22 protein-coding genes and 1 pseudogene are annotated in these 21,608 nt (G+C 40.8%); 8 read left to right on the top strand and 15 right to left on the bottom strand.

From position 1 onward, the window contains the following. The 6 genes from tnpB to OLM34_RS07725 all read right to left on the bottom strand — a co-directional run. The coding region (gene tnpB / locus OLM34_RS07750) for an IS66 family insertion sequence element accessory protein TnpB (protein WP_264406412.1) at positions 1–127 on the bottom strand (127 nt) is incomplete at its 3' end. A 101-nt stretch (positions 128–228) separates the two neighbouring features. Further along, positions 229–1,269, bottom strand: coding sequence for a tyrosine-type recombinase/integrase (locus tag OLM34_RS07745; protein ID WP_264406400.1), 1,041 nt, complete (start codon positions 1,267–1,269; stop codon positions 229–231). 4 nt (positions 1,270–1,273) lie between these two features. Next, positions 1,274–2,224 carry a tyrosine-type recombinase/integrase gene (locus OLM34_RS07740; protein ID WP_264406399.1) on the bottom strand — a complete coding sequence of 317 codons (951 nt, stop codon included), beginning with the start codon at positions 2,222–2,224 and terminating at the stop codon, positions 1,274–1,276. Next, the gene (locus tag OLM34_RS07735; protein WP_264406398.1) at positions 2,221–3,444 is read right to left on the bottom strand and encodes a tyrosine-type recombinase/integrase; all 1,224 of its coding nucleotides are present in this window, start codon (positions 3,442–3,444) and stop codon (positions 2,221–2,223) included. Before OLM34_RS07735 ends, OLM34_RS07740 begins: the two co-directional genes overlap by 4 nt. Before the next feature lie 190 nt (positions 3,445–3,634). Then, the gene (gene tnpA, locus OLM34_RS07730; protein ID WP_264406397.1) at positions 3,635–4,009 is read right to left on the bottom strand and encodes an IS66 family insertion sequence element accessory protein TnpA; all 375 of its coding nucleotides are present in this window, start codon (positions 4,007–4,009) and stop codon (positions 3,635–3,637) included. A gap of 44 nt (positions 4,010–4,053) precedes the next feature. Continuing rightward, complete coding sequence (locus OLM34_RS07725) at positions 4,054–5,184, bottom strand: IS1634 family transposase (protein WP_264406396.1); 1,131 nt, start codon at positions 5,182–5,184, stop codon at positions 4,054–4,056. A gap of 132 nt (positions 5,185–5,316) precedes the next feature. Between OLM34_RS07725 and OLM34_RS07720 the strand changes: the two genes are divergently transcribed. The 6 genes and pseudogenes from OLM34_RS07720 (at position 5,317) to OLM34_RS07695 (ending at position 12,029) form a co-directional block, all read left to right on the top strand. Continuing rightward, a complete protein-coding gene (locus tag OLM34_RS07720) occupies positions 5,317–5,811 on the top strand; it encodes an MFS transporter (RefSeq protein WP_320051507.1) in 495 nt (164 codons plus the stop codon). 161 nt (positions 5,812–5,972) lie between these two features. Next, positions 5,973–6,246: pseudogene (locus OLM34_RS07715) on the top strand (transposase); the annotation flags it as partial. A 920-nt stretch (positions 6,247–7,166) separates the two neighbouring features. Next, positions 7,167–8,792 (top strand): sulfatase family protein, encoded by a 1,626-nt coding sequence (locus OLM34_RS07710; RefSeq protein WP_264406395.1) that lies wholly within the window; start codon positions 7,167–7,169, stop codon positions 8,790–8,792. A 65-nt stretch (positions 8,793–8,857) separates the two neighbouring features. Beyond that, complete coding sequence (locus tag OLM34_RS07705) at positions 8,858–10,219, top strand: arylsulfatase (protein WP_264406409.1); 1,362 nt, start codon at positions 8,858–8,860, stop codon at positions 10,217–10,219. A 128-nt stretch (positions 10,220–10,347) separates the two neighbouring features. Beyond that, positions 10,348–11,232, top strand: coding sequence for a metal ABC transporter solute-binding protein, Zn/Mn family (locus OLM34_RS07700; protein ID WP_264406394.1), 885 nt, complete (start codon positions 10,348–10,350; stop codon positions 11,230–11,232). Further along, positions 11,229–12,029: a metal ABC transporter ATP-binding protein gene (locus OLM34_RS07695; protein WP_264406393.1), complete on the top strand. Its 801-nt coding sequence runs from the start codon at positions 11,229–11,231 to the stop codon at positions 12,027–12,029. The genes OLM34_RS07700 and OLM34_RS07695 overlap by 4 nt, the downstream gene beginning before the upstream one ends. Before the next feature lie 67 nt (positions 12,030–12,096). Here OLM34_RS07695 and OLM34_RS07690 read toward each other — a convergent pair whose 3' ends face one another. The 7 genes from OLM34_RS07690 to OLM34_RS07660 all read right to left on the bottom strand — a co-directional run bounded on the left by OLM34_RS07690 (position 12,097) and on the right by OLM34_RS07660 (position 17,907). Then, positions 12,097–13,098, bottom strand: a complete 1,002-nt coding sequence (locus OLM34_RS07690; RefSeq protein WP_264406392.1) for an aspartate-semialdehyde dehydrogenase — start codon at positions 13,096–13,098, stop codon at positions 12,097–12,099. A 143-nt stretch (positions 13,099–13,241) separates the two neighbouring features. After that, positions 13,242–14,156, bottom strand: a complete 915-nt coding sequence (locus OLM34_RS07685; RefSeq protein ID WP_264406391.1) for a ribonuclease Z — start codon at positions 14,154–14,156, stop codon at positions 13,242–13,244. 29 nt (positions 14,157–14,185) lie between these two features. Then, positions 14,186–14,767: a 7-carboxy-7-deazaguanine synthase QueE gene (locus OLM34_RS07680; RefSeq protein WP_264406390.1), complete on the bottom strand. Its 582-nt coding sequence runs from the start codon at positions 14,765–14,767 to the stop codon at positions 14,186–14,188. Next, complete coding sequence (queD, locus tag OLM34_RS07675; protein ID WP_264406388.1) at positions 14,748–15,113, bottom strand: 6-carboxytetrahydropterin synthase QueD; 366 nt, start codon at positions 15,111–15,113, stop codon at positions 14,748–14,750. Before queD ends, OLM34_RS07680 begins: the two co-directional genes overlap by 20 nt. 50 nt (positions 15,114–15,163) lie before the next feature. After that, positions 15,164–16,288, bottom strand: coding sequence for an endonuclease/exonuclease/phosphatase family protein (locus OLM34_RS07670; protein ID WP_264406385.1), 1,125 nt, complete (start codon positions 16,286–16,288; stop codon positions 15,164–15,166). Then, entirely contained in the window at positions 16,272–17,162 is an 891-nt protein-coding gene (locus OLM34_RS07665) for a rhomboid family intramembrane serine protease (RefSeq protein WP_264406383.1), read from the bottom strand. Before OLM34_RS07665 ends, OLM34_RS07670 begins: the two co-directional genes overlap by 17 nt. Continuing rightward, positions 17,146–17,907, bottom strand: coding sequence for a rhomboid family intramembrane serine protease (locus OLM34_RS07660; RefSeq protein ID WP_264406381.1), 762 nt, complete (start codon positions 17,905–17,907; stop codon positions 17,146–17,148). Before OLM34_RS07660 ends, OLM34_RS07665 begins: the two co-directional genes overlap by 17 nt. A gap of 206 nt (positions 17,908–18,113) precedes the next feature. Here OLM34_RS07660 and OLM34_RS07655 point away from each other — a divergent pair, with 206 nt between their 5' ends. Next, the gene (locus tag OLM34_RS07655; RefSeq protein WP_264406380.1) at positions 18,114–18,380 is read left to right on the top strand and encodes an HU family DNA-binding protein; all 267 of its coding nucleotides are present in this window, start codon (positions 18,114–18,116) and stop codon (positions 18,378–18,380) included. Between the two features lie 223 nt (positions 18,381–18,603). Then, positions 18,604–20,013, top strand: a complete 1,410-nt coding sequence (rlmD, locus tag OLM34_RS07650) for a 23S rRNA (uracil(1939)-C(5))-methyltransferase RlmD (protein ID WP_264406378.1) — start codon at positions 18,604–18,606, stop codon at positions 20,011–20,013. 2 nt (positions 20,014–20,015) lie between these two features. Here the strand turns inward: rlmD and OLM34_RS07645 are convergent, their stop codons facing one another. Together OLM34_RS07645 and OLM34_RS07640 are read right to left on the bottom strand one after the other, a co-directional pair. Further along, a complete protein-coding gene (locus OLM34_RS07645) occupies positions 20,016–20,939 on the bottom strand; it encodes a TraB/GumN family protein (protein ID WP_264406377.1) in 924 nt (307 codons plus the stop codon). Between the two features lie 11 nt (positions 20,940–20,950). Further along, complete coding sequence (locus tag OLM34_RS07640; RefSeq protein WP_264406376.1) at positions 20,951–21,463, bottom strand: ferritin; 513 nt, start codon at positions 21,461–21,463, stop codon at positions 20,951–20,953. Positions 21,464–21,608: the final 145 nt, after the last annotated feature.

Genomic DNA, 21,608 nt, shown 5'->3' with positions numbered 1-21,608 from the left:
CTTCAGCATGCAGGATTTTCATAGTGGTGCGGGTTCTGTTTATGAAAATGAAACAGTCACCCATACGAACATCATATCCCATTTGGTTCTGTACAACTCCGCACAGCGAGTTTATCCCTTTGCGCATTTATCCTAACTTACTTTTAATCCTAACATTATAGTGTATACTACTATATATGATTTAAATAATATCCAATAAGTTAGGATTAAAAGTTGCCAATTCTGGATTTACTGTTTGAACATTTCTGAGAGTTTTCCATTATCGTGTTTCCATTTTTTCGGAAGATTTCTAATCCCGTCATCGACAATTGACAACATCGCTTTCTTTATTGCCTGTTCGGATATATCAAGATATTGCATCGTGGTTTCCACGCTTTCATGTCCCAATATTTTTGATAGTTGGACGATGTTCATACCATTGTCCAGCATATGGGTTGCAGCGGCATGACGAAACATATGGCTATGAAGACTTAACGGGACATCCGCACACGTCCTGTTTGCTATCAGGGCATATTGTTTCAAGCGTTTTCCTATTGCTTCTTGGGTAATTTTCTCATTTTTTCCTTTAATCTTGGAAAAGAATAAATACTCGTTGTTATCCGGGTTGTCTCCAAAGAATTTTCTTATATACTTACCAAGATTGTCTGCTAGTCTCTTAGTAATATACAAGGGTCTCATTTTGTTTCCCTTACCAATAATAACAACCTGCGGATTACGCGTGGTAAGTTTTAACTCACCTATTTTTATGGATAGTGCTTCATCAATCCTGCATGCCGTTACATAAAGAAAGGACATTAGTACTGAATCCCGGTATCCGGCTGGAGTTCCGGTATCCGGAGTATTAATGATTGCTTTCACTGCATCAAGACTCATACTCTTGACTTTCTTTTTTTTCGTTTTTCTCTTTTCTATATTTTTTGCATCATAAAGAATGGATTTATACCTTATGTTGTTATTACCAAGATAACCGAGAAAGGCACGTAAAGCGGATAAGCGTACATTGCAGCTTTGAGGCGAACATCCTCGTTTTAAGTTGAGATATTCCAACCAATCGTTAATGGTATTCGTTGAAAACACCTTTTCCGGACAAAACGTGAGGTGATTTATTTTCTTTACCTCCTCTATATATTTCATATATAAATTAATGGATGTTTCATAAGTCTTCACTGTTTCAGGACTCTTGGTCGAGTTTGCTATTCGAAGCCATGAAGTATAGGCCGATACAATCTCCCGGACTTCTTTCGTGTTGTTGTTATGATTCTTTTTCATGTCATTAATCTGGTAAGTTGGGGATTACGTTATCAAAACTTTTTCCATTGTGTTTTTCTATTATGTCTCCGAATGTATCTGCAATGGAGAAGTAATACATCGTGTGCCTTAGACTCGTATGACCCATGCTTCTGCTTAATGCCAATAGTTTATCGTGTACTTCATGCCCCGTGTTAACCCAGTTGTTGATGTTAGAAAAAGCATAGAAGTGACGAAAGTCACCGGCTCTGGTACTTGCTTTATTGTATTTATGCCATGCTTCATTAAATTGTCTGGATACCCATGATTTATGGTGGCACTTATCATCCACGGTGGGAAAAAAGATTTTTCTCGAAGGCATAATTTGCGAAACCGAGTTATCATACTCTATGAGCAGTCTCAGCATGGTATCGTGTAAAACTACACGATGTTCATTGTACCCCTTCGTGTAAATGATAGCAATAACCCCTGTTGACAGGTTTACATTTTCACGCCTGAGCAGCCTGGCTTCCATGGGCCTCATCCCGGTGCTATACAGGAGCCTGAAGAATACCGGAACTTCCATTTTTCTGAGCCAGGAACTTTTGTAACCCAATATATTGATTTCTATTTCCTCGCAGGCATTAAAAAAATTGAAAAGTTCCTCATCGGTAAAAGCATGGGGAATATATGGATCAGGGGAGATTCTTTTAGTGACAGGGATTACAAGATCAATCCATTCTTTTTCAAGAGCATGATGAAGAAAAGCAACTATTGGTCCTATCCTGGCCATATGGCTTGCCGGTCGTTCCGTATCGCGTTTTTCAATCCAGATATCAATCATTTCCTGTGTCAGGTAAGGATTATCAGGGTAGTTTCTCCGACAAGTATTAAAGAAAGTTTTCAGACTTGAAGTACTCCTTTCCTTAAACTTCGAGATCTTCCTGTTTTCAAGGTAGCTATTAAGCATATCCTCAAAGGATCTTTGTCCATTCATTGGAACACCCCCTTTCTGATGGGAAACTTCTCTATGCTGAGTCCGCATTCTTTCAGGCGTATGAGGTCAGAATCCAGATAAGTGTCCAGGGAGTTTGGTGAACTGTGACCCATGGCAGCGGTAATGACTGGTGCGGAAACTCCTTTATTGAGCAGCATGACGCCAAATCTATGGCGAAACAGGTGAAATCCCGTTTTTTCACGATCCGCTATACCGCCCTTGAACAAAATCTTCTCACAAATATGATTAATGTGACGGCTAATATGCCTTACCTTTCTATCATTAATAAGGAATACATGATCTTCTCCGGGTATTTTGGGTCTTTCGAGCAAGATGTAATCGTAAATAGTATTGCCAACTAGCGGGCTAAATGGAAGAATTAAAGGAACTCCCGTTTTCTGCTGCACCACGCTTATTGTTTCTTTCTCCCAGTTAATATCATCAAGCTTCAGAGCTGCAATATCACATGATCGGAGTCCACACAAAAGAGCGAGTAAGCCTATTGCACGGTTCCGGTAACTCAAACCGGAGAACTCGTCCTTAAGTACCGACATAATTTTGGAAGACTCATCCTCTGTAAGATACGGGTAATTTTTCTTTATATTTCTTATCGTTGGCATGTATAGAAGAATTTTCTTATATTCTCCATCAGGGAAATATGAGATACATTCTTTCATGATACGCTTTAAACGGCTGCAAGTTATATAACCTCTAATGTGTTCGTTACCGATAAAAAAATAGCTCATTACCATGTTTTCCGTAACATCTTCATAAGTTTTGGCACCGCAGGAGGATAAATGGCTAAGAAAAGAAACGAAAGTTTCCCTTTTTGTAGCGACAGAGGATTCTTTTAGCCCGGTTTCTTTTATGCACAATTCCCAATTATCCACAATACTCTTGAAATGGGCCGATAGTGTCTCGTAACGGTTTTTTTGAAATAATCTGCAAGGATGGGCTCCGGAAGGATATTTTCCTTGACAGTCGAATTGTTTGATAAGGCCAATGACCTGCCGCCTTTGAGCTAACGCTTTAGGGGATAACCCTTTTGTCAAATAGGAGTTATAATAGTCCTCATAGGACTTGATGTGAGGAATAGTTCCTGTTTCCAGGATTTTTTTAACTTCACTCTTAAAACTCCTGATGTATTTTTCTCTATACCCGTTCTCTTCTAAATATGAAATCAGGTAGGAGTAAACCTGTCTTAAATTATTTACATCCATTTTCTATGATTATTAGTTAAACGGACGCAAGATAAATAATAATCCTAACCTGTCAATAAGTATTAACCTGATTAACAAATGATTAATCGGGCAAGTTGGAATTAAAAGTAAGTTAGGATAAATGCGCTAACCCAAACGTTTGGGTTAGCGCATGTCGGTTTTCCCCGGACAGAGAAAATAGCGCATTGTATCATTTAGACAGAACATGTGAAGAGCAGATTTGAGCGAGTAAATTAATAGCGGCTTCTGTTTGAGTAATGCCTATAAAACTGACCTGGATACCACCCGGAAGTTTTATTCTGATCTCTCCTTTATTATTACCCGATGCAGCAGCTTTACGTGCAGGCTTATTTTCCGGAAGATTAAAGCTGATGGGTGTCAGTTTATCCACAGCAGTCTCACCTGCATGATTATTGTATGGACGGGTTAATCCAAATTTGCTTTTCCGGTAATGAAAACTTGAAACAGTGTACGATTCATTGGAACAAAAATCTTTGATGCTTAAACCACTGCTCTGCTGACGTTCCAGTATCACCATAAATTCTTCTTTACTTATCGGCGTCATATATTGTTATGTTTGCCGGCAAAGATCAAAAATTAAGATGAATACTAAAACGGGAACTTTATCGGGTTCTTACCATTATTCGATATCTCTAAAAATTTATTATAGCCTCGCCTGTTGAGATTTTCCTTTGTTATTTTCCCGCTTTTATAGGCTTTTTCAAGTCGTTTTATCCCTTTATCCCTGTTGTTTTTGTCTTTCACTGCTCTTTTTTGCGAATAGCCCACAATTAACCGTGCCTTTCCCTTTCTGCTTTCATTAAATTCTCCATCATGCTTTTCAAGCGATAAAATCCATCGTTTAACGGATTCCGGCTCATTCCTGATCCTTGCGCCGATAATGTATTTGTAGTTACCCGACTCTAACAGGGCTATGTTCTGTTTACTCATTAAACCCGAATCGGCTACAATTACAAAATCATCCAAATTAAATCGTTTGACAAAATCCTCTACAACCGGAAGCATCGTCCGCCCTTCATACTGCGAACCATTGAAAATTGAATATGAAAGCGGATACCCGTCTTTGCTTACCAATAACCCTAAAACTACCTGCGGTTGAGCGTGCTTGCCGTCCTTGGAGAATCCCCTCTCTCGAAGCTCGTCTCCATCGTCTGTTTCAAAATACAGGGTAGTAACATCGTAAAACATTAAACCGATCGTACCTCCCATGATCTTTTTTGTATGTTCTATGCTGATTCCTTGTATCTTTTCCTTCTGAGTATTGTACAATTTATCCAAATAGCGGTAAATCTTGTGTAAATGTACATCTTCATCAAAATAGGATTGAAGATATTCCACCGTAGCTGCTTTGCTCATTGGTTGACTTAAACGGGCTACTACCAAATGTCTCAAGATCTCATCTTCTATCGCATCAAATCCCACCGCCTGATATGCACGATCCAATATCAGGCGGTGCCCATTGAGCAGTATGTTTTCTATGTTTGTGAGTAGATATTCCGTAACCTGTTTCTCTTCAGCTTCCTTGTCATATTGCTCAAAAATATCCTGCTCTCCCAAACGTGTCGAAATCCATTTTTGCCCTTCTGAAACGAATTTTTCTATTTCATCTTTATCTGCACTTACGCCAATAGTTTTTATCTCCCTAAAAACTCCTTGCCTTTTTTCTGCCACTACGACACTCGTCGTACCTGAACGATTTTTCTTCTTGCGTATAAACATACGCAAATGTATCGTTTTTTTACTTGCGTCACCCATTTGGGTAATGCTGAAATTATAAATATCTTATTTCATGCATTTTATAAATATTGTCCCTAATATCTGTCGAAGTCAGGTGCGATGAGTATGTGTTAGATTGCAGAAGTTATTTTTCTGTTTACCTTTCCGTCCTTTTTTGCGAAATTAAGGTATAAAGGGAGCATTATTGCGGCCATTGTTGCCTGGGTGATGATGTACGGTTGTTTTGAGTTGGGTGCGCATACGGGAGTAAACGGATTCATTTATGCAGTTTTGCCATTTCATGGTTTCTGTTTCACATTTTTCTTTGTCAGTGGACAACTTTACGAAAACGAAAAGGCTCTAGCGAGATTGAGAAATTCGGCTCAAGGCCTCATATCCTTTGCTACTTACGGAGTAGGGAAATATTTAGGAATGTTGATTGCTGGTAATGTATTGGATCGTTATACCGTTCAAAATGCCCATAATTGGGTATCAGTGTGGATAGTACCGTTTGTTATGGCGGCAATCGTTTTGGTTGGCTTCTCGTTGCTTTTCCGTGAAAATGGGAAAACTTTGAAAATCGATATTCCTGTAGGAATCGAAGATAAAAATACAAATTTTTTTCTGTGAAATAAAGAAAAGAAAATGAATCAATGAGAAAGTATATAAATAAAATTTAACTATTCGTCCCTTAAATGATATTCAATCAGTTATCAACAAGATAAATTCATTTTTCGTTGTATATATCTGCAAGATTTTGTAAATTTGTGAAGTAAAACTTGCAAAAAAATATGTTGGAAAAGTCCGAAATCGATGTTCAAAGTTCACTGTTTTTTTCATTGGAAAGTACGCCGAATCATAAACACCCATTATTTATTTTAGTCCGCAAGATTGATTGAGAGCTGTTCGAGAAAGAGTTCCCACCTTTGTATTGCTCAGACAACGGTCGTCCGGCAAAACCAATCCGGCCTGATGGTTAGTCTGTTGCTATTGAAACATGTCCGCAATCTTTCAGACGAAAGCGTTGCAGAACAGTGGTGCGAAAACATGTTTATTTCACTTTATCTAAATGCACAACGGGTTAGATATAACCAAGAAATTTGTAATCTGTTTTGCTATATGATGATAAATTGATTTCTAAGGACTGAACAACCTGAATTATTTTTTCTTTTAATCAGGATGATTTATTTTTGATTGCTCTTTCACCAAAATTTTTCATAACTTGTTTGTTTAAAAACGGAGTTTTCAAGGATCAACTGAGAAAGCTTGTGGGTGATAAGATAGGTAATGTTGATTTTTGCAGGTTTCGGAGGCATTTCTTCGCTCCTTGTTCGCTCCTCCTTCGCTGTTTGTTCGCTTCAAGGCAGGAAGAGCGACTCCGGATTCCGCAGGTTGATGATGCGTGAAACCCGCATGCTCACTGCATAAACCACACGATTGTCGTGTAGACTTGGTGCAAGGCTGATGCAAGCATGGAGCGAGGAAGGTGCAGCCTTGGTACGGAGAAGGTACGGAGAAGGTGTGATTCGTTTTGCACTTGCTAGTGTCTCGTCCTGAAATAAATTCAGAGTAAATGTAAACAAAGATCAGGACGATACAGTGAATAATGTCATCGAGAAGTAAACAAAAGATGAGAAAGAACGGCTGTAATGCAGTAGGGAATAGCCGAAAGCCACCTCAGTCAGCATAGAACAACCACAAGGCGAAGAACAAGCAACTGCTTAGGGTAAAGGTAAAGCGAGTTTAGACTGCAAATGCAAGTCGAGGCAATACTGAGCATAAGAAACCGCTTACAAATCACTACAGGAAACATGGGTTACCTTTGTTGACGTTCCGTATAAAATTTGCAATGAGAGATGTGTATGATTAGGTCCAAAAAGTTTTTAACTTTGTTTTGTCATAAAAAAGATGATATATTTGTTGGGCCTATAAATGCGATACACATTGGATGATGCGGTTGGAAGAGGTTTTTAAAATATAAATCGATGAAATACAGCAAGAACAAAGCGCTTACTTTTTTGACAATGGGAGTAGCAGCCGTTTCCTGCACTTCGCAGTCGGCGAAACAGGAGGACAAACGACCCAACATTTTGTTTATCATGAGCGACGATCATGCCTATCAGGCCATCAGCGCTTACGGCTACGGCTTGAACGAAACACCCAACATCGACCGTTTGGCAAAAGAAGGCGCCATTTTCACCCGCGCCTGCGTGACCAATTCGATCAGTGCCCCCAGCCGGGCAGTACTGCTGACGGGAAAGCACAGTTTCGTAAACGGAAAGGTAGATAACGTCCAACCGTTCGACTGGGATCAGCCCAATTTTCCGAAACTGTTGCAATCCGATGGGTATCAAACCGGCATGATAGGCAAGATACACCTGGACGGCATTCCGCAGGGTTTCGATTATTCGATGGTTTTGCCGGGTCAGGGAGATTATTACAATCCCGATTTTTTGATCAATGGCGAAAGGGTTCGCAAAGAAGGGTACTGTACCGATATCATCACCGATGCCGTGCTCGACTGGCTGAAAAACAAACGCGATCCCGACAAGCCGTTTTGTTTGCTTTATCATCAAAAGGCACCCCACAGAGAATGGCTTCCTGCCGAAAAGTATTATAAGGAATATACCAAAAAGACATTCAAGGAACCGGCTATACTTTTCGATGATTATGAGGGCAGGGGAACAGCTGCCAAAACCCAGGAGATGAATATTTTGAAGAATCAGAATTGGGCAGGCGATTCGAAGCTATATCCCGAAGTGATGGAGAAATTGGGAATAAAGGAAACATCCGATTGGGGAATAAATGCCTTGAAGAATAATCTGGGACGAATGAACGCTGAACAGAGAGCAGCCTGGGATTCGGTGTATATGCCTATCAATGAGGAATTCAAGAAAATTTATCCGACCATAAAGTCAGATTCGGCCGCATTGATGCGTTGGCGTTATCAGCGTTACCTGCAGGATTATCTGGCCTGCATTGCATCTGTTGACGAAGGTGTCGGCAAAGTATTGGATTACCTGAAAGAAAACGGTCTGGACGAAAACACCATTGTTGTCTATACCTCAGATCAAGGCTTTTATTTGGGTGAACACGGCTGGTTCGACAAACGGTTCATGTACGAAGAATCTTTCCGTACGCCTTTGTTGGTAAGATATCCCAAAGAAATCAAAGAGGGGACCAGAATTGACAAGCTGGTGCAAAATCTGGATTTTGCGCCTACGCTCCTTGACTATGCAGGTGTGGAGATACCGGATGAGATGCAGGGAGAATCGTTTCGTGATTTGGCGAGCGGCAAAACCGACCAATGGCGCGATGCCGTTTATTATACCTACTATGAATATCCGGCGATACATATGGTAAAGAGACACTATGGAATTGCCACGGAGCGATATAAGCTGATCCATTTTTATTACGATATCGATGAATGGGAACTGTACGATTTGGAAAAAGATCCGCATGAGATGCATAATGTTTACAACGATCCCGCTTATGCCGAAGTGCGAGAGATGATGCATGATCGGTTGACTGCCTTGCGCCAAAAATACGGCGATTCCGACGAAAACGACCGGCGTTTTCTTAAAGAATACCTCGAAGCTATAAAAAGATAGAGACATTTTCCATTATGATCAGATTCAAATTTTTATTTGCAGGTTTAGGGTTGAGCACGCTTTCCATGTTGCATGTTGAAGCGCAGCAAAAGCCCAATGTCGTTTTTATTCTGGCCGACGATCTCGGTTATGGCGATCTGAGTTGTTTCGGACAGGAAAAGTTTCAGACGCCGCATATCGACCGGTTGGCGTTGAACGGGATGCGTTGCACGCATACCTATGCCGGCTCGACGGTGAGCGCACCCTCGCGTGCCTGTTTGCTGACGGGACTTCATACTGGTCATGCGCCGATCAGGGGGAACAAGGAGCTGGAGCCGGAAGGGCAATTTCCGTTGCCGGCGGATACTTATACGCTTTTTCGTCTGTTCAAGGATGCCGGCTATACGACGGGCGCTTTCGGCAAATGGGGACTGGGTCAACCCGGCTCTTCGGGAGATCCGAACCGGCAGGGTGTGGACGAATTTTTCGGATACAATTGTCAGCTTCTTGCGCACAATTATTACCCCGATCATCTTTGGCATAACCGGACTCGAGTGGAACTGCCGGAGAACGTCGATGGAAATTTCGGGACCTATTCCCAGGATCTGATTCAGCAACACACGTTGCGGTTTATCGAAGAAAACAAAAGCAGGCCGTTTTTTCTTTACGTGCCGTTGGTTCTTCCTCATGCCGAGTTGGTGGTACCGGAAGATTCCATCTTCGAAAACTTCAAAGGGAAATACCCCGAGATCCCTTATAAGGGGACGGATGCCGGACCGATGTTCAGGAAAGGGGGTTATGCATCGCAGGCCTATCCGAAGGCTGCCTATGCGGCAATGGTTACGCGGTTGGACAGATATGTGGGAGAGATTGTTGAAGAATTGAAGCGTCAGGGGATTTACGACAATACGCTGATCGTTTTTACGAGCGACAACGGCCCCCATCGTGAAGGGGGTAACGATCCCGATTATTTCAACAGCAACGGGATATATCGCGGATACAAGCGCGATCTTTATGAAGGCGGTATTCGGGTTCCGACGGTTGTCAGCTGGAAAGGACATGTACCTGCCGGTACGGAGAGTCCTTTCGCTTTTGCTTTTTGGGATTATCTTCCCACGTTCGCCGAGCTGCTGGGCAGGAAACTTCCGGCGAAGAGCGACGGCATCAGTGTGTTGCCCATGTGGACGGGTGAAAAAAGGCAGAAGGAGCACGATTTCTTTTATTTCGAATTTCACGAACTGAACGGTCGCCAGGCGGTTATCCGGAGGAATTGGAAACTGGTGCAGCTGAACATTCAGAAAGAACCGGTATATGAACTGTACAATATCGCTTCCGATCCTTCCGAAGCGCATAACGTGATTTCTTTGTATCCGCAGAAAGCGGAAGAGCTGAAAAAGATCATGCAGGAAGCTCACGCACCTGATCCCAATTGGCCGTTGTTCAATTGATTCTGTTTACGGGGAGCCCGATCGATGCAATGTTTTTGTAATTATGCGGTAGTGATAAACAAAAAAATCAAAATGGTGTTTTACTATTTTGGAGGCGGGTGTAAAAGCTTGTTTTATAAAAAACGGATATGAAAAAAATATATCTTTTTCCCCTCTTTTTTCTTATTACACTATTTTGGGGATGCCGTTCAGGAACAAAAGAGGGAAAAATGTTATCGGTTACCATTGAACCGCAGCGGTATTTTTTGGAGAACATCGTTGGGGACAGCTATAAAATAAATACGATTGTTCCTGCCGGTGTAAGCCCCGAAACTTACGAGCCTACACCGGCAATGATGATGAAACTAAGGGAAAGCGCCATTTATTTTAAGGTTGGTTTTTTGGGATTTGAAAATGCCTGGGCAGAAAATTTGACGAAAAACAATCCCGATGTGAAGATTGTGAACTGTTCAGAGGGAATCGAGTTGATTTATGGCGAACATCATCATGCCACAGGCAAGTCTGAAGGAGAGGATGAACATGTACTTTTACCTGATCCGCATGTATGGTCTTCACCAAAAACAGCCCGCATTTTTGCCGAGAATATGTATCGCGGTTTGATAACTTATGATCCTCAATATGAAGAAATCTATCGGGAAAATTTTTCGAAATTAATAATGCGGATCGATCGAACAGACAGTATAATTACCCGGTTATTGGCGGATATCCCTTCGCGAAGTTTTATTATTTATCATCCTGCTTTGAGTTATTTGGCACGCGATTATGGACTTAAGCAGTACAGTATTGAGTTTGAAGGGAAAAATCCTTCTCCGGCCCAGATGAAGGCATTAATCGATATAGCGAGAAAGGAAGGTATCAGCGTTGTTTTTGTGCAACAAGGTTTTGATACGAAAAATTCAGTTGTGGTAGCAAATGAAATCGGAGCCAAGGTATATCGGATCAATCCCTTGGCATATGAGTGGGATAAAGAAATGATACGCATTGCACGGATTTTGGCAGGAAAACAAGAATGAATAAACTCATCGAGATACAGCATCTTTGTGTTGGGTATGAGAACAAACCCAATGTACTTAAAAACGTCAATCTTACCGTTTATGACGATGATTTTTTGGGTATCATCGGTCCGAACGGAGGAGGAAAGACTACACTGGTGAAAGCAATATTGGGATTGATTAAACCGACAGAAGGGACAATTACTTTCTTTGAGGACGGTGAAAAGATAAATTCGCTTAACATCGGTTATTTGCCTCAGGTAAATCAAATCGATAAAAAATTTCCCATCACGGTTTTCGATGTTATTTTATCCGGACTAACCCCTAAAGGTAAAATTTTTAAGCGCTATTCGTCCGAAGATAAACAAAAAGTACGTTATGTTGCAGAGCAGATGGGTGTGGAAGATCTGTTGTCGAGATCGATAGGGGAACTTTCGGGTGGGCAGTTACAGCGTGTGCTTCTGGGTAGAGCCATCGCAGATAATCCCAAGTTGATCATTCTGGATGAACCCAACGCGTATGTGGATAAGCGTTTCGAAACGAACTTTTACCGACTGCTTGGCGATATCAACAAAAAGATGGCCATTATTCTTGTTTCTCACGATATCGGTACCATTATTTCGATGGTCAAAAATATTGCATGCGTAAATGGCGATCTGCATTATCATGCAGGCACGGAGATTTCTCCGGAATGGTTGCAAAAAGCTTACGATTCATGCCCGATTGAAATTCTGGGTCATGGTTCGTTGCCTCATCGGGTACTCCTGCAGCACAATCATGAAAGGCAATCCAACCCGGATAGCGAGTCTGATTTATGAAAAGTGCGAACATGAAAAAAGCCGACGATTTCCCGTCGGCCTTTTAGGTTACGTTTATGCGTTGGATTTATTGTTGTTTAAGCAAATACTCTGCTATTTGAATGGCGTTTAGTGCCGCTCCTTTTCTGATTTGATCCGATACTGTCCAGAATGTTAATCCTTTGTCGTTTGTCAAGTCTTTGCGGATTCGTCCTACATATACTTCATCTTTTCCGGTAACATCCAATGGCATGGGATATTCTTTTTTATCGGGATTGTCCATCAATACCACACCTTCGGCTTTGGCAAAAGCTTCACGGGCTTCTTCAACGGGAACAGACCTTTCCGTTTCGATCCAAGTGGCTTCGGAATGGGCGCGCATTACCGGAACGCGGACACAAGTGGCACTTACCTCGATATTGGAGTGCATGATTTTTCGTGTTTCGTTGTGCATCTTTAGCTCTTCTTTTGTATAACCGTTTTCGGTAAACACGTCCACTTGCGGAATCAGGTTAAATGCCAACTGATAGGGAAATTTTTCTATGGTGGGTTTTTCTCCGTTGACAATTTGTTTGTATTGGTTTTCCAATTCACGCATTGCAGCTGCTCCTGCTCCCGATGCAGCTTGATAAGTGGCTACATGCACTTTTCGGATATGGGTAATATCTTCGATTGCTTTCAAAGCCACTACCATTTGAATAGTGGTACAGTTTGGATTGGCAATAATTCCACGGGGTCGGTTTAGTGCATCTTCGGGGTTCACTTCCGGAACAACCAGCGGGACATCATCATACATGCGAAAAGCACTGGAATTATCGATCATGATTGTGCCATGTTTGGTGATGGTTTCGGAAAACTCGAGAGAGGTACTGCCTCCTGCCGATACAAATGCAATGTCAATTCCTTTGAAATCGTCGTTATGTTGCAGTTGTTTTACCTTTATCGAAGTTCCTCTAAAGGTGTAGGTTTTGCCTGCACTGCGCGATGACCCGAAAAGTGCGAGTTCCTCTACAGGAAAATTTCTTTCTTCCAATATCCGGAGTAATTCTTGTCCCACGGCTCCACTTATTCCCACTATAGCTACTTTCATCTGTATATATAAATAAAATGAGGTGAATATTTTGTAATCAGCAATTGAGAATGATTTTTTGATTGCTCAACTCGTGATTGCAAAGATAGGTATTCTTTGTGAAAAGTAAAAGCGTTGGTTAACTCTATTTTATAATGATTTGGCTATAAAATAATATCCATCCCCTCAAAAGTTAAATGAGTGTTGGGAAAAATGGCTTGGGCTTCGCGTAAGAGATCGTTCAATTCGGTATATCGAGCAGAAAAATGGCCTAGCAGCAATTTTTTTACACCGGCTGCTTGGGCAATTTCCGCGGCTTGACGTGCGGTGGAATGAAAGGTTTGTTGTGCTCGAACAGCTTCCGCTTCTGCGAATGTGGCTTCGTGGTAAAGCACATCCACTCCCTCGATATAAGGGATGATATCGGGGTAATAGGCAGTATCGGAACAATAGGCGTAACGGCGTGGAGGATTGGCAGGAGAAGTTAGCATGTCGTTTGGGATTACTTTCCCTTTATCGGTTACAAAATCGGCACCGGCTTTAATCGCTTTAATTTGGTGTATGGGGATTTGATGGAAGTCAATCATCTCCCGTTTAATGTGGCGTGGTTTTTCTTTTTCCTCGAATAGAAATCCGCATGTAGGGATGCGGTGTTTCAGAGGAAAAGAATAGATACGAAGGGATTTGTTTTCGTAAAGAAGATTAAATTCTTTGTCGTTCAAAGGGAAAAGATGTACTTGAAATTCCCGATGGGGACAGAAAAATTCCAGCGTAGCGGAAAATAAGGGTTCAATTTCTTTAGGGGCATAGATGTTGAGATCGCCTTTTCTTCCCAGCATGTTCAGGGTGGAAACAAGGCCGGGAATCCCCAAGACATGATCGCCGTGAAGATGTGAAATAAAAATGCTGTGCAGCTTACTTATTCGGGTTTTGAATTTTCGCATTTGCAACTGCGTTCCTTCACCACAATCGATCATGAATATTTTTTCGTTCGCATTTACCAATTGAGAAGAAGGATTATGCAACGTGGTGGGCATTGCCGATCCACAACCGAGTATTTTCACATCAAAACGTGTCATTCTTTTTGCCTAATCTTGAAATTTCAATTTCATCGGATACCGATGAGTTTATGGATTTGCAGACTTAAACCCCAAGTTGGATGAGCTTTGATGAGCTCGATGCAGTGGGAAACATTTTCGGGAACAAGAATGTTGCCGTTGAAGACGGGACTTAACAGATATTTTTCGGCTTTGGGCAACAGTGAAATGTCGGGTAATGGATCGCCTGCTTCCATAGGGAAACGCAATTCGTTTACTTCGGGAATACGTTTGCGGATAGTTTCGAAGTCTTCTTTAGGGCTGCAGGTAATGTAATCGATTCCGGACGGAACGCTGTGTGTTCCGTTGGTTTCGATTGCTTGCCAATATCCTTTTTCTTTAAAAAATGAAACGATTTCGTCGGTTAATTGCAAGGTAGGTTCGCCTCCTGTCCATAAGATGCGGTTGCAACCATAGGAGTTAATTTTGTCGAGAATTTCCTCGACTGACATGATGCTACCCGAAGAATAATCGGTATCGCAGAAACTGCAATTGAGATTACAACCGGAAAGGCGGATGAAAACAAAAGGCTCTCCTGTGCGGGCTCCCTCGCCTTGCAGCGAATAGAATATTTCATTCACTTTCAACTTCATAAATGGCAGAAGTTTTGGGTGTTTCGCTTACCTCGACAGCGTAAAGTTGCGGGAATGCCGGTTTAAAAATGTCGTAAAGCATTTTTGCCAGATTTTCTGCCGACGGATTCAATGGAGACATAATGTCGTTAAGATTTTTATGATCTAAATGGCTGTCGATGTATTCGTTGATTATTTCCAATTCTTTATAATCGCATACAAATCCGGTTTTGTTCAGCTGTTCCGATTTCAAATAAACGGTTACTACATAATTGTGGCCGTGCAATCGGGTGCAAGGATGTTCGGGTGAAAGTTCTTGCAGCGAATGTGCGGCAGAAAATGAAAATTGTTTGCTAATGCTGTACATAAGATTCAACTGTTTATCTTTATTTCAACAATCGACAAGCAAGAAAGTTGTCAGTTCTGCCTTTCCAGGAAAGTATATACCGGATAGTGGTCGGAATAGGTTACTTTATCAACCTTTGTACGATAGGCTTTCATGTTTTTACTGTGCATGATATAGTCGATGCGGAAGAGAAAAAAATCTTCGTGATACGTAATGCCCGGTCCTAAACCCGTAGAAGCATAAGCATCGACGAGATCCCCTTTCAATTGGTGATAGGCATACGAGATGGGGGTATCGTTGAAGTCGCCGCAAAGAATAATTCCGTTAGTTTTTTCCTTGGCAAGGGAATTGTTTATTTTTTGTACCTGATGTGCCCTTTTGCGGTATGCTCGTCCTAAACGACTGCGAATATTGGTTGTTACTTCCTCTAAATTGGCTGTCTCTTTATTTTGGAGAAAATCGCTGTAAAGTTTTTTGTCTTCGGTTGTTATTTGGTTCGATTCCAAGTGGACGTTAACCACCGTATAAGGTAAATTATCGATATCGACAGTATAAATTGCGGCACCATTATACGAATTATCGAAAATGATTTCGTGGGTCTTTACGATAGGGAATTTAGAGAAACATGCTAATCCATAAATATGATATTTACCTGATGATTCCAATCCGGTAACCGAACGATGAGGGTATTTGTTGAGAATTTTATTTACATCATGTTGCGATATCAACGATTGACCGGTTTTGCTGATCATGTATTCCTGAAGACAAACGATATCGGCATCGGTATTGGCAATATATTCGAGGATGGGATGGGTAGGAGCATTTTTTTGCATTTCATCTCTGAAACCTTCTACGTTGTATGTCAGCACTTTTATACTTTTTTGGGGCACCTCTTTCGGGAAAAGATGAAGGGGGAAAAAAGTTAGGATCGGTTTATGGCAAACCAGGAGGGCTATCAATGATATAAGAGCGAGTTTCCATTTCGAAAATAGTATCCACAAAAACAGATAAACGATATTGACAAGCCATATTATGCCGAAACCGAGTCCGATGTAGGAAAAGAAATTGGTTTTCAATGGTGAAACCTTCCAAGCAAGGGAGGAAGAGGCGAGCAATATGATGGCAATAATATTCGTTGCGAAGACGAGATATTGAATTATTTTACGAAAGGTTATTTTCTTATTTTTTGCCGACATCGAACAACTTCCTTTTTTCTTCTTCCGTTAATGCGCTGTATCCCGATTGTTTCAATTTATCGAGTATAGCATCGATTTCTTCTTGTTCTTTATGTTTACGATAATTGAAATCGCTGTCGCTTTCAAAACGGCGATGCGAGACTCTCATTTTCTTGTTGCTTATTTTCTTTTTTTTGAAAAGATTGGACAGTCCGTCGATTAATTTACTGATCCATGAAGTTATATCTTTGCCTTTTCGATATTGGATTGCAAAGATATATCCTGCAACAGCTCCGCCTATATGGGCAATATGACCTCCCGGATTGGCTATATCATCGAGAGAAAGAAAATCGAGAATAAATGCAAACAGTGCAATATAAATAATTTTGATTCTTCCCAAAAGGAATAAATTCAGGCGGACATCGGGTCTGTAAAATGCAGCAGCCATTACAATGGCCATTACTGCTGCAGATGCGCCTATCATCCAACCGCCCCCCATATCTATATAATAGGGAATGGTGTTGAATGCAATCATGTAGAGTAATGCGCCGGACAACCCTCCTAAAATGTACAAACTTCCCAGTGTGCGGCCGGTAAAATATTGCATGAAAATTTGTCCAAACCAATATAACCAAAGAAGATTGAACAATATATGCCAAAAACCTTCATGTACAAACATATAGGTTATCGGCGTCCAAAATCGCTTTATCCATTCGGTTGGTTCTGAGGGTACGGCAATATAGGGGAATATATCAAAATCACCGATTTTAAACAGGGTAAAAAAAATGCCGGTAATCTTGATAAGAAGAAAAACAAGAATGTTGATAAAAATCAATTTCATCAATACATTGCTTGTTTTATATCTGTATTTCAGGGTTTCAATAAAATCGGCCATTTTTCCAATCTTTTTTCTTCCAATAAAGTATGGCAAAGATACCAAAAATCATTCCTCCAAGATGTGCAAAATGTGCTACATTATCCCCCGAGAAATTGGAAATTCCAAAAAATAATTCGATAAATCCGTAACCCAATACAAACCATTTTGCTTTAATCGGGAAAGGAAACGGAATGATAAATAGCTCGGCATTAGGAAACAATACTCCGAAAGCCAGCAAAATTCCAAACACCGCTCCTGATGCTCCTATGGTAACCGTGTTCAGCAAAAGGTTGAGGTTAGCCTGTAATGGATCTATAAAATTCATATTTTGATGCAGCAGATTGACTCCATGAATATATACCTCGGAAATTGCTTCAGGAGACATTCCGCTCTTTACGAATCGGATACGCAAAAAAATCACCAGCATTTGTGTAAAAGCTGCACCAATGCCGGTGATGAAATAATATCCCAGAAAACGCTTAGACCCCCATATATGTTCTAATGTTCGCCCGAACATGAAAACGGCAAACATATTGGAAAATACATGCATGAAAGAGTAGGGATCGTGCATAAACATATAGGTAACGGGTTGCCAAATACGAAAAGAGGGCGATTCTATGTAGTGAAGGCCTAAAAAATCGGACAGATCTATGCCTCTTTGTCGCAAGACGACTTGAGTCAACCACATGAGAACATTTATGATGATAATATTTTTGGTAACGGGGGATGTAAATCCCATAAATCCCGGATACGAATTATTCATTCTATAAATCTCTTGAGTTAAAGTACAAAATTACGGATAATTTTTGTTCGAAAATGAATTTTTCCCTCAGAATGCTATTATTTTTAATAAAAACCGACATTTTTCACAATTTTTCTTGATTATTATTGAATTATCTTTTATATTTGGCGGCAAATAGGCTATAGGCCTCATCTTTATGTATGTTTAATTTTTTAAACGTTTTTCTCATGAATAAGTCGGAACTCATTGACGCTATTGCCCAAAAGTCGGGGCTTAGCAAGGTTGATTCAAAGAAAGCATTGGATGCAACTTTAGAAGCTATTGCAAATGAACTAAAGTCAGAAGGCAAAGTGGTATTGGTAGGCTTCGGCACTTTTTCCGTTGTGGAGAGAAGTGCTCGAAAAGGTATCAATCCGCGTACGAAGAAAGCAATTAATATTCCTGCTAAGAAAACTGTAAAGTTTAAAGCAGGTTCGGAATTGTCCAAATTATAATTGCTCTGATTTTACGGTGATTGGGAGAGGGTGTTCTGATAAACACTCTCTTTTTTTATTGTTTGCAAAATCTCACGAGAATGATTAATTTGCGGGAAATGGGTACTTGATAAATAAAATTCTATATATATTAACAATTAGGTGCATGTAATTTAAGAAATGGATAGATGAAATCAATGATATGCGAACATTGTGTATCTTTGTGAATTAAAAACAACAATTCATGCCGAACAGGAAAAAACAACTTCCTTTGTTGGAATCGGTTACGATTACCGATGTAGCTTCTGAGGGCAAGGCTATTGCTAAAGTTGACGGAATGGCTGTTTTTGTTCCTTATGCTGTTCCCGGTGATGTGGTGGACATTCAGTTGACTCGTAAAAAACATAACTATGCCGAAGGGAAAGTAGTGCGTTTTGTTACTTATTCTCCCGATCGCGTAGAGCCCTTTTGTGAACATTTTGGAATATGCGGCGGTTGTAAATGGCAGATGCTGCCTTACAATCTTCAGTTGAAATACAAACAGAAACAGGTTGAGGGTAATCTCACCCATATCGGGAAAGTGGAGTTGCCTGAGATTTCCCCTATTTTAGGTGCTCCCAAAACTACTTTCTATCGCAACAAACTGGAATTTACTTTTTCAAATAGAAGATGGCTTACCAAAAAAGAGGTAGAGAATGGGGAAATTTCCATTAATAGGGAAGCATTGGGATTTCATATCCCTCAAATGTTCGATAAAGTATTGGATATTCAGCGGTGTTGGTTGCAAGATGACATTTCAAATCAGATCAGAAACACTATTCGCCGGTTTTGCCTCCAGAACGATTATGAGTTTTTTGACCTTCGCAATCAGAAAGGTCTGATGCGAAACCTAATTATTCGCACTACTTCCACTGGCGAGATTATGTTGATCGTGGCTTTCTTTAATGAGGATAAAGAAAAACGCGAAAAACTGCTGAATTTTATTGCTGATGAATTTCCTCAGATAACGTCGTTGCTTTACGTTATTAATGAAAAGGCTAATGATACCATTACGGATCAGAAGATTGTTACATGGAGGGGAAACGATTGCATTTATGAAGAAATGGAGGGTCTGAAATTTAAAATCGGTCCAAAATCGTTTTATCAGACCAACAGCGAACAAGCCTATAATCTGTATACGATTGTGCGTGAATTTGCCCGGCTTTCAGGCGATGAATTGGTTTATGATTTATATACGGGAACAGGAACTATCGCTAATTTCCTGGCTCGAAGTGCAAAGAAGGTAATCGGGATAGAATATGTACCCGAAGCTATTGAGGACGCTATCGAGAATTCGAGACTGAATCGCATTGACAATACCTTTTTCTTTGCCGGCGATATCAAGGATATTCTCACACCTGATTTTATAGCTGAACACGGGTTCCCCGATGTGGTTGTTGCCGATCCGCCACGCGCGGGGATGCATGCTCATGTTATCCGGGCCCTTCTTTTTGCCCAACCTCGGCATATCGTATATGTAAGTTGTAACCCCACTACACAGGCTCGCGATGTGAATTTACTAGCCGGCAAGTATCGCGTAACTCGCGTTCAACCTGTAGATATGTTCCCGCATACTCATCATGTCGAGAATGTGGTTTTGTTGGAAAAACGATAATTTTATTTTACCGGCTCCACTTTATATCCCAATTTTCTCAACCCCTCAATCAGTCCGTCTTCCCCGGCCAGATGAGCGCAACCTACTGCTATAAATGACGGTTTTTCTTTCATTAGTGCAGGTAATTTTTCCAGCCATTGTTGGTTACGTTTTTTATTCAAGATATCTTTTTCTTCCGGAGTTGCAGGACAAGGATCGTCAGGATTATCTTCCTCGTAAAGTTTTCTTATACTTTCCAAATCGTATGCATGGTAAGCAGCTTGCAATTTATCCATTTGCTCTTTCAGGAGGTCGGGGTGTTTGACTACGCACATGAGTAATTCTGCTTGTCGAGTGAGCGACTGGGAATTAACTAGTATTTCTATTTGTTCGTCAACGGTTTCCAATCCTTTTACCGGCCGAAATCGTTTGCTCGCCTCTTCTTGAAAATATTCATCCATACTTTTTTCTCCCGAGAGGTTGGGATAATATTTTTTATAAAGTGTTACAGAGATGAGGTTGCTCAGCATGGACGGTTTCAAGTGCCCCAATTGATCTAATCCGACCCCCAACCATTCATGTAATGCACTGTCAAGCAAGACGATATCTTCCTTATGTAATAACGATTCATACGTAATATCTTCCGGCAGGAGTGCCTCGCTCATCAGTTTCAGTTGCATTTGGCCCATTTCGGTTAAATCGATTTCTCCAATGGTTTGTTCGGTAGATTCAACGGCTTCTTTTATTCCCTCAATATTATCAAGAAAAGAGATGGGGATAAGGTGATGAGTCCCAAAAAGGTAAGAAGGGTTTTCCAGTCCGTTGCCCGAGACTTTCCAGAGCAACGAACCGGAATCTTTGCTTGAAGCATTGTTGCATGACAATATAATCAGCCCTACAAATACAATGCCAATGGTTTTTTTCATTCTCATGAGAATTTCGGGCATGATCAACCCATTTATTTAGCGTCTGAGAGAGGGACATATGTGCGCCTACCGAGTTCTTTATCCATCATGTAGATGCCCATTCCGTTGTCCCCAATCAATTTGAGGGCATCAATGATGTTTTGTGCCGTTTCTTCTTCTTCTACTTGTTCATTCACAAACCACTGCAGCATATTTTCGGTGGCAAAATCTTTTTCTTCGCGAGCCATTGCCACAATTTCATGAATGCGTGCCGTGACTACTTTTTCGTGTTCCAACGTGTCAAGAAAAGCAGCCAGTAACGATTCCCATTTGGTCGATACTTTATCGATAGGAGCCAATTCCACTCTTCCTCCTTGCGAGATTACGTAATTTATGATTCTTAAGGCATGATCTTGCTCTTCTTTAAATTGGACTTTAAACCAGTTTGCTACACCATTCAGTCCTTCTGAAGCAAAGTGGGTTGACATGGACAAATAAAGATATGCCGACCAAAATTCGGCGTTAATCTGTTTGTTTAATGCAGTTTCTAAATGATTACTCAGCATAATCGACGTGTTTTTAAAATGATTTGATTATTCAACTATACCTGTAATAACATACAGATACGAAAAATGTTTGCATGTTTTTTGAAAAGCGTTTTATATAAGAGAAAAAACGATCGTTTGTAAAAGAATCGTACTGTTCTTTTGG

The organism is Anaerorudis cellulosivorans (genome assembly GCF_025943985.1).
In the GTDB taxonomy this organism is placed as follows: Bacteria; Bacteroidota; Bacteroidia; order Bacteroidales; family Dysgonomonadaceae; genus Anaerorudis; species Anaerorudis cellulosivorans.
This window is presented reverse-complemented; position numbering and strand designations above follow the sequence as displayed.

What these genes read in the sequence shown, in the direction of transcription:
- OLM34_RS07705 (WP_264406409.1), top strand. Translation starts at nt 8,858, where the DNA reads ATGTTGCATGTTGAAGCGCAGCAAAAGCCCAATGTCGTTTTTATTCTG.
- OLM34_RS07640 (WP_264406376.1), bottom strand. Translation starts at nt 21,463, where the DNA reads ATGCTGAGTAATCATTTAGAAACTGCATTAAACAAACAGATTAACGCC.
- OLM34_RS07685 (WP_264406391.1), bottom strand. Translation starts at nt 14,156, where the DNA reads ATGACACGTTTTGATGTGAAAATACTCGGTTGTGGATCGGCAATGCCC.
- OLM34_RS07690 (WP_264406392.1), bottom strand. Translation starts at nt 13,098, where the DNA reads ATGAAAGTAGCTATAGTGGGAATAAGTGGAGCCGTGGGACAAGAATTA.
- OLM34_RS07665 (WP_264406383.1), bottom strand. Translation starts at nt 17,162, where the DNA reads ATGGCCGATTTTATTGAAACCCTGAAATACAGATATAAAACAAGCAAT.
- OLM34_RS07645 (WP_264406377.1), bottom strand. Translation starts at nt 20,939, where the DNA reads ATGCCCGAAATTCTCATGAGAATGAAAAAAACCATTGGCATTGTATTT.
- OLM34_RS07745 (WP_264406400.1), bottom strand. Translation starts at nt 1,269, where the DNA reads ATGAAAAAGAATCATAACAACAACACGAAAGAAGTCCGGGAGATTGTA.
- OLM34_RS07735 (WP_264406398.1), bottom strand. Translation starts at nt 3,444, where the DNA reads ATGGATGTAAATAATTTAAGACAGGTTTACTCCTACCTGATTTCATAT.
- OLM34_RS07710 (WP_264406395.1), top strand. Translation starts at nt 7,167, where the DNA reads ATGAAATACAGCAAGAACAAAGCGCTTACTTTTTTGACAATGGGAGTA.
- OLM34_RS07725 (WP_264406396.1), bottom strand. Translation starts at nt 5,184, where the DNA reads ATGTTTATACGCAAGAAGAAAAATCGTTCAGGTACGACGAGTGTCGTA.
- OLM34_RS07740 (WP_264406399.1), bottom strand. Translation starts at nt 2,224, where the DNA reads ATGAATGGACAAAGATCCTTTGAGGATATGCTTAATAGCTACCTTGAA.
- queD (WP_264406388.1), bottom strand. Translation starts at nt 15,113, where the DNA reads ATGTACAGCATTAGCAAACAATTTTCATTTTCTGCCGCACATTCGCTG.
- tnpA (WP_264406397.1), bottom strand. Translation starts at nt 4,009, where the DNA reads ATGACGCCGATAAGTAAAGAAGAATTTATGGTGATACTGGAACGTCAG.
- OLM34_RS07655 (WP_264406380.1), top strand. Translation starts at nt 18,114, where the DNA reads ATGAATAAGTCGGAACTCATTGACGCTATTGCCCAAAAGTCGGGGCTT.
- rlmD (WP_264406378.1), top strand. Translation starts at nt 18,604, where the DNA reads ATGCCGAACAGGAAAAAACAACTTCCTTTGTTGGAATCGGTTACGATT.
- OLM34_RS07670 (WP_264406385.1), bottom strand. Translation starts at nt 16,288, where the DNA reads ATGTCGGCAAAAAATAAGAAAATAACCTTTCGTAAAATAATTCAATAT.
- OLM34_RS07680 (WP_264406390.1), bottom strand. Translation starts at nt 14,767, where the DNA reads ATGAAGTTGAAAGTGAATGAAATATTCTATTCGCTGCAAGGCGAGGGA.
- OLM34_RS07695 (WP_264406393.1), top strand. Translation starts at nt 11,229, where the DNA reads ATGAATAAACTCATCGAGATACAGCATCTTTGTGTTGGGTATGAGAAC.
- OLM34_RS07700 (WP_264406394.1), top strand. Translation starts at nt 10,348, where the DNA reads ATGAAAAAAATATATCTTTTTCCCCTCTTTTTTCTTATTACACTATTT.
- OLM34_RS07660 (WP_264406381.1), bottom strand. Translation starts at nt 17,907, where the DNA reads ATGAATAATTCGTATCCGGGATTTATGGGATTTACATCCCCCGTTACC.